Annotated in this window: 8 protein-coding genes; 2 read left to right on the plus strand and 6 right to left on the minus strand. The window is 30.5% G+C overall.

Annotated elements, in window-relative coordinates:
- From QJ521_RS09120 to QJ521_RS09140, 5 genes are all read right to left on the minus strand, one after another.
- A partial coding sequence (locus QJ521_RS09120) for a GNAT family N-acetyltransferase (RefSeq protein ID WP_282840174.1) occupies positions 1-816 on the minus strand: 816 nt, incomplete at its 3' end.
- A gap of 121 nt (positions 817-937) precedes the next feature.
- Positions 938-1,294 carry a YbaN family protein gene (locus QJ521_RS09125; protein WP_282840175.1) on the minus strand — a complete coding sequence of 119 codons (357 nt, stop codon included), beginning with the start codon at positions 1,292-1,294 and terminating at the stop codon, positions 938-940.
- Complete coding sequence (locus tag QJ521_RS09130) at positions 1,291-2,511, minus strand: DUF438 domain-containing protein (protein WP_282840176.1); 1,221 nt, start codon at positions 2,509-2,511, stop codon at positions 1,291-1,293. The genes QJ521_RS09125 and QJ521_RS09130 overlap by 4 nt, the downstream gene beginning before the upstream one ends.
- Positions 2,504-2,737: a DUF1858 domain-containing protein gene (locus tag QJ521_RS09135; RefSeq protein ID WP_282840177.1), complete on the minus strand. Its 234-nt coding sequence runs from the start codon at positions 2,735-2,737 to the stop codon at positions 2,504-2,506. The genes QJ521_RS09130 and QJ521_RS09135 overlap by 8 nt, the downstream gene beginning before the upstream one ends.
- Positions 2,738-2,896: 159 nt before the next feature.
- Complete coding sequence (locus tag QJ521_RS09140; RefSeq protein ID WP_282840178.1) at positions 2,897-4,363, minus strand: NAD(P)H-hydrate dehydratase; 1,467 nt, start codon at positions 4,361-4,363, stop codon at positions 2,897-2,899.
- A gap of 215 nt (positions 4,364-4,578) precedes the next feature.
- Here QJ521_RS09140 and QJ521_RS09145 point away from each other — a divergent pair, with 215 nt between their 5' ends.
- The gene (locus QJ521_RS09145) at positions 4,579-4,869 is read left to right on the plus strand and encodes a hypothetical protein (RefSeq protein ID WP_282840179.1); all 291 of its coding nucleotides are present in this window, start codon (positions 4,579-4,581) and stop codon (positions 4,867-4,869) included.
- Positions 4,870-4,888: 19 nt separating this feature from the next.
- Positions 4,889-5,398 (plus strand): type 1 glutamine amidotransferase domain-containing protein, encoded by a 510-nt coding sequence (locus QJ521_RS09150; RefSeq protein ID WP_282840180.1) that lies wholly within the window; start codon positions 4,889-4,891, stop codon positions 5,396-5,398.
- Positions 5,399-5,685: 287 nt separating this feature from the next.
- Here QJ521_RS09150 and QJ521_RS09155 read toward each other — a convergent pair whose 3' ends face one another.
- Entirely contained in the window at positions 5,686-6,597 is a 912-nt protein-coding gene (locus tag QJ521_RS09155; RefSeq protein WP_282840181.1) for a serine hydrolase domain-containing protein, read from the minus strand.
- Positions 6,598-6,880 lie beyond the last annotated feature (283 nt).

Below are 6,880 nucleotides of genomic sequence, written 5' to 3' on the forward strand. Positions count from 1 at the left end.
TTTTTTAATCATCGAATAATTTTTGTATCCTTTTGGATTATCATTTCTCGTGTGAACAACCTTAAATCCAAACTTTTCATAAAATGGACGTGCTTGAAATTCTACAGTTCCAAGTTCAATTAATTTCAAGTTGCTTTTTATTGCATATTGAATTGCCTCATTGATAAGGTGAGACCCAATTGCTCTATTTTTGTAGTTCGTGTCAACAACTAAGCGATTAATGTATAAGATGTTTTCATAATGCTCACACTGGATACCACCAATACACTTTTCATTATCTAATACAGCCATATCGAATCTTCCAATAACATCATCATTAATCTGATGTTTTTTCTTAAAATTATAAACATGTTGATCTAAAATTTCTTGATATACTTCTTTAGGTTCATGACACAGTAAAATATCGTTAACTATGGGTTTTTCTTTAAGCTCTAATAAGTCTGCATAATAATAAATGAGCTCATCATCATAGTAAATCTGATTAACTTGTTTAAATCCAGCATTAACAAAATCATTAAATTGCTCTAAAACCTGTGTGAAAAACTTTATACCTACAGCTTTATCTTGATAGTATTGCCATGCTTTTTGAATAAGATCTTCTAAAACTTGGCTGTTTTGATAATATATATTACCAATAGTAGCCCAATCCCAAGCGTGACGAACGATTAATGCACCAATAAGTTGATTATGCGCAATAGCATAAAGATAAATACAATCTCTATCATCATAATTTACGAACTGTGCATTATATGTTCTGAGTAAAACCTTTATTTGCTCATCATATGTTTGATTTGCGTCTTTATAATAACTAATCATAATTCACCTCGAAAATAGCATATCTTTAGATATTATATCATCATAGTTATCCATAAATCTATGATTTTCTAATAAAAAAGGTGCCTTCATCAAATGGATATGATTTGCACCTTTTGTAATATTAGATTGTCTTAACTTGAGTAAAGAAGTAAAGATATTTTATTGCCGCGATTACAATTAAAATAATCGTTACGATTGGCCGATTAACCATAAAAATGGTAATGAGCAACATACAATCAACAAAAATCATTAATGACCACTTTTGTTTTCTTGTCATCGATCTTTCTTCAGCAAACCTTTTTAAGTATTTATGATAGATTTTTGTGTTAATAAACCATCGATGGAACTTTTCAGATCCTTTGGAAAAGAAATATAATGTTAATAGTAAAAATGGGGTCGTGGGTAATACAGGTAATATAACCCCTAATAAACCCAATCCTAAGGTTAAAAACCCTAGCCCAACATAAATGATTTTCATTCGTTTTCAGAGATGAGACGTTTTTCGCCTTCTAATTCTCTGATTGGTTTAATATTTTGAGTGATTTCTAATGTGCCTAAATAATCACCTTGTTTTGAGCGGACTGCAAAATATCTGATATACACAAACATATCTTTTAGTTTAATCCAAAAATCTTCGTTATCTTTTCTTCCAGATCTAAAGCTTTCTACAATTTCTTCAACAACATGTACACTTTGTGGGGGATGACACATGGAAACATGTCTATCAATAATTGTTTTAGGGCGATCAAATATACGTTCTTTTCCTTGTGTAAAGTATTTAACATATCCTTCATGGTCGACGAATGTCATATCAAATGGTAAAGTATTTAGCATTTGATTAACTTGTTCAAACGATAAACTACCTGCATCGAATGGAACTTCCCCTTCTTTTAAATCTTTAGATGTTTGAGTATCGTTTTCTTCATCTTGATCTTGTGGCTTCCATGATTCTTTTGTTTTTTCTAGAAAGTATCCGATTTCATCAGATGATGAATCGACTAATACCCAATCAAAGAATGTCATATGCTCTAATAACATCGGCATTAATATATTGTCTTCTTTGAAGACCATGTCTTTGATTTTTGCGATATTTAATTGAATCATTTCTCTTGTTTTGTTCTCATCTTGATCAATCGATCCTAAAGCTTCAAGAATTTTTTTAATTTCATTTCTGATTTCATCATCAACACCCCACATCACTTTAGGTGGTGCAGTAATCCCTACTTTTTCTAGTTTAGGAAAAAACAGATATTCTTTTCTTGCGTAGTGATGATGTATATCTTTTAGTCGGTCATATCCTACGCGTAGCATTAAATCTGCTGATTTACCCGTTTGAGTTGTATAGGGTTCTATTTCTTCTTCAATCAATTTCATAATGCGTTCGTTTTCTTGCTTGAAGACTCTAACTGGATGACCTATGATAGATTCGTGGTCTGATAGACTATGAATATCTGATATTGATCCTTCAAATACTGCAGCATGCACATCACATAATTTTTGGACTTCACCGACTGCCATACCATCTTTAATCAAGCTTTGCTCCATTTGGGTAATTTCATTTGTTGTCACATTTTCAAAATGTTCTCTAAAAGCCTTTTTTGCTTCTTCTAAAGATGTTCCATTATGTAAACTAAGAATAATTTCCTTAAGTTTTTCTTGTCTTTTTTGTGATACGTTGTTAATAAATTCACTCATTTTTTTCTCCTTTTACTTGATATCCTTCCTCTTCAAGCCTTTTAACAATCATTTTTAAATCTATTTTCCTAAGATTAGAACCTGCCTTTAGAGTCATAAACCTTCCAACAGTTTGTAGCATCCCTGGCTTGGTTATTTCTTTAAATCCTAAATCATATAATATATCTCTTAGCTTCTCATCTTTATTGATAAGCTTTAGTATAGTTTCATTGATGTTGATGATCATGTCTTCACTCCTTACCCGTATATTTTATCAAAATGATATATGATATCAAAGCAATATCCCTTAAGAAATTACTTTGAAAGAACAACAAAAAAAGACATAATCAAACTATGCCTTTTCTTATTTATATTAGTTACTTTTTATTAGTCAGTAAATGTATATTTATCCATATTTTTTATAGACTAAATGAATAGAATTGATGATGTCTTGAGCGAGTATGCTTTCTACATGTTTTTTGCTCTTTGCTTCTTGCCCTGCAAACATGTGTAATAAAATAGCATGCTCTATAGGTAAGTTACGTGAAGCAAATGTTAAGATGATTCCTGCTAAAACATCTCCACTACCAGCTTTGGCTAATGCTGGTGTTCCTTGATTTAAATAAAGCATTTGATTTTGATTAGCATAGATGGTTGATGGCCCTTTTAAAACGACTTCACAATGATAGATATTAATACATTGATTGATGTAGTAGGTAGGATTTTGCGATATTGTATTTACATCAACATCCATCAGTTTTGCGAATTCTCCATAATGAGGTGTGATAATGATTCTTTGATTTTTGGAATGCTTTTTTTGTTTCAGAAATAAAATTCCAGCAGCATCTAAGACTAAGGGAATATCGGTTTGAATAAGTGTGTCAAAGATCATTTGTTCAAATGGTGTGGATGCTTTGATGCCTAAACCAAATAGTATTGCATCTTTTTTATTGATTAACTTTAGTAAATCTTTTTGATCTTGAATAACTTCATACATCAATTCAGGTATGCTACGTACAAAGTGATCTTGATGTTGAATATTGGTAGCAATCGTACTTAATCCTACACCACTTACTAATGCACTTTGTCCAGCTAATGTTAATGCCCCCATGACACCGACTTGACCACCAATGGTTAATACGTTTTTGTAATGATATTTATGTGAGTTGTGTATTCTTGTTGGCATGGGTTGAAAAGTATCATATAGAAATTTTTGATTAGGTATTGATTCCATACCAACATGTATAACTTTGATGTCTTTAGTACAATCTAATCCATCATTAATGAGTAAGCCTTGTTTATATGCTTCTATCGTATAGGTAAGATCTGCTTTTACAGCTGTACCCATGATTTCACCTGTATCAGCATTTAACCCACTTGGACAATCGATTGATAACGTTTTTATTTTCTGTTGATTCATCCAATCAATGACATCTTTATATAACCCTGCAACTTTTTTTGATAAGCCAATACCAAAAAGTCCATCAATGATGATATCTATATGATTGATTTGATCAACTAAAGTAATAAAATCACGATAATGTTCAACAAACGATAATTCCATATTTTGATCTTGATAACGTTTTATCATTAATAATGATTCTTCTGTTTGCTTGGATGGTTGACCTATGATAACAGCATGAACCTTTTTGTTTTGTTTAAATGCCTCTTCACCAAAAACTAAAGCATCTCCTCCATTATTGCCTGTACCACATAGTAGAAGAAATGTTTTTGATTTGGAGTCTTCTTTTTGAAATGTTTTGTATATTTCTTTTCCTACTTTTACCATTAAATCAAATGATGAAATATGTTGAACTGCATAAGTTTTTTGCTCGATTTCTTTCATTTCTTTAATTGTTACAACTTGTTCCAAACGAATCACCTCTTATCGTTTATTCGATACTATAATTATATCATAGACAATAATCATTAGGACAATGTATCATTTATCTTAAAATGAACTACAAAGGTATATTAAATATTGCCTAATTAAACCAAAAAAAATATAGAAACGATCAAATCAATAATTTTGATATTACTCATTTATAGTGGTAAAATGAAGAAAAATAGGAAATGAGGTTATAACATATGGGTTGGGTATCACAATTACTCTCAATCATTGCTGCATTAATATTTTCTACGCTTGTTAGTTATGTCTTTACAATCGTTTTAATAAAGATTAACCGAAAACTCTTATTTCTATTACCTATTTTATTTGGTATTCTTGCTGCTATATTATGGACACTAGGACTTTTATCTGAAGATTGGGGTGCTTTTGGATACTTACTTTATGGTTCATTCGCTATCATCGCAGCTGTTGGTTCCTTGATATCTTCAATCATTATTTTTAAAGCATCTAAAAAAAGTTTGAGAAATTAAAAAGAAGGGATTTGATTTTATGAAAAAAATAGCTATTTTAATAGCAGATTTATTTGACGATAAAGAGTTGCTTGTTCCTTATTATCGATGTCTTGAAGAAGGTTTTAAAGTAGATTTAGTTGGAGCTGAAAAAGACACAGTTTATAAAAGTAAATTTGGTTTACCAATGAAAAGTGATGTAGCATCTAGGGATATATCTGCACATTCATATAATGCAGTCATTATTCCTGGTGGTTTTTCACCAGATTACATGAGAAGATCAAATGAGACAATTCAGTTTGTAAAAGATATGGATTTCATGGCTAAACCGATTGCTGCAATATGCCATGGTCCTTGGATGATGGCATCAAGTTGTGATTTGAAAGGTAAAAGATTAACTGGATTTTTCTCAATCAAAGATGACCTTGTAAATGCTGGTGCTCATTATGTAGATGAAGAAGTTGTTGTTGATGGTCATTTGATTACTTCAAGAACACCAAATGATTTACCTGCATTTATGAAAGCTATAATCAAAGCTGTAAAATCTTAAATATATATTATAAAAACCGAGTTCATTTCATCATTTGAAATAGACTCAGTTTTTTATTTGATTATATGTATATTTATTATTTAAGTTCCTCAAGATTCTTTTTTATCTTACCAAGAGTTTGTTTGAAAATATATTTCCATGAAACTAATAATGCTAACACAGTAAATACAATAGATAGCATCATATCGAAGATAAAACCTGTTTTTATTTCATCATATGATAAAATCCTCTCGTATTGAATCATCTATTAACATCATAACAATGCGGATTTAGGGTGTCAATACTAATTATGTAATCTTTAATGATTTTAAAATATGTTTCTTTACTAATTGCATGGGTAACATCGAATCTTTATAAAGTCTACTCGTTATACTTATGATTAATCGATGTTTAGGAATAACAACAATAAATTGTCCCCCATAACCTAAGGCATAGTAATAGTTTATATTACAAAACGTATCAACCCATATATGGTAACCATAATAACCAAGGGTTTGATAGGTTTTTTTGTTTGGTTGGATCATTGTTTTTATCCATTCTTTTGGAACTAAATTGTTTCCATCTTTTAAGATGAGCTCACCAATTTTCATCATATCTTCAGTTTTAATTCTCAAACCATCTGAAGCAAGAGAAATACCTTGTTTTTCAATCCATTTACTATCACTGATATCTAGTGGTTCGAATAATTTTCTTTTTGCATAACTATGCATAGTTTCATGAGTTACCATCTGAATAATAGCACCTAGTAAATGAGATGCTCCTGAGTTATAGTTCATGACTTCACCTGGATGGTTAAGACATGGTCTCGATAATATAAAGGCTATAATATCAGATTTAAAAACCATAGGTGCAAAATATTCCCACTCGCCAAACTCTGGCCAATCTAGTCCATCCGTCATTGTTAATAAATGTTTAATTGTTATTTCTTTTTTATAAGCATCATCAAATAGATGCTGATAAGATTCAAAATATGTATGTATTGGTGTATCTATATCGGAAATTAGTCCTTCATCTAAAGCTATACCAATCAATAAACCAACGACTGTTTTCGTTACCGAATTGATGGTTTGGAGTTGTTTTTGCATTTTATGATTAGAAAAATAGGAAAAACATACATCATCTTCTTGTTGGATGATGCATGTCAGTATTTTATGTTTTTTGACTGCTTTTTTAAAAGCATCTAAATTTAAATGATTCATAAAAAGTATCTCCGATGGTTTCTTTTAATAACTTTATTTATTTAATACTTATGATGATTCTTGTTAAAAAACATATATTATCTGATTGATGACTCAAGATTCACTCAGTGATTTTGAAAAGGCAAATTCACAAGTGTCATAGGCAAAAGTCATCGCAATAACATAAACTCTATTGAACTCAAGGTCATAATACCTTTTGACACACTATATGCAAATGCTTCATACCATTCTTTAAAGAAGTCTTCAATCCTCATAATAATACCTCGTGAACTACTCACACCAC

The organism is Peloplasma aerotolerans (genome assembly GCF_030012175.1).
In the GTDB taxonomy this organism is placed as follows: domain Bacteria; phylum Bacillota_I; class Bacilli_A; order Acholeplasmatales; family Acholeplasmataceae; genus Peloplasma; species Peloplasma aerotolerans.

Bases quoted from the DNA above. Each gene is read 5' to 3' on its own strand.
- QJ521_RS09125 (WP_282840175.1), bottom strand. From the start codon at position 1,294: ATGAAAATCATTTATGTTGGGCTAGGGTTTTTAACCTTAGGATTGGGT.
- QJ521_RS09130 (WP_282840176.1), bottom strand. From the start codon at position 2,511: ATGAGTGAATTTATTAACAACGTATCACAAAAAAGACAAGAAAAACTT.
- QJ521_RS09135 (WP_282840177.1), bottom strand. From the start codon at position 2,737: ATGATCATCAACATCAATGAAACTATACTAAAGCTTATCAATAAAGAT.
- QJ521_RS09145 (WP_282840179.1), top strand. From the start codon at position 4,579: ATGGGTTGGGTATCACAATTACTCTCAATCATTGCTGCATTAATATTT.
- QJ521_RS09150 (WP_282840180.1), top strand. From the start codon at position 4,889: ATGAAAAAAATAGCTATTTTAATAGCAGATTTATTTGACGATAAAGAG.
- QJ521_RS09155 (WP_282840181.1), bottom strand. From the start codon at position 6,597: ATGAATCATTTAAATTTAGATGCTTTTAAAAAAGCAGTCAAAAAACAT.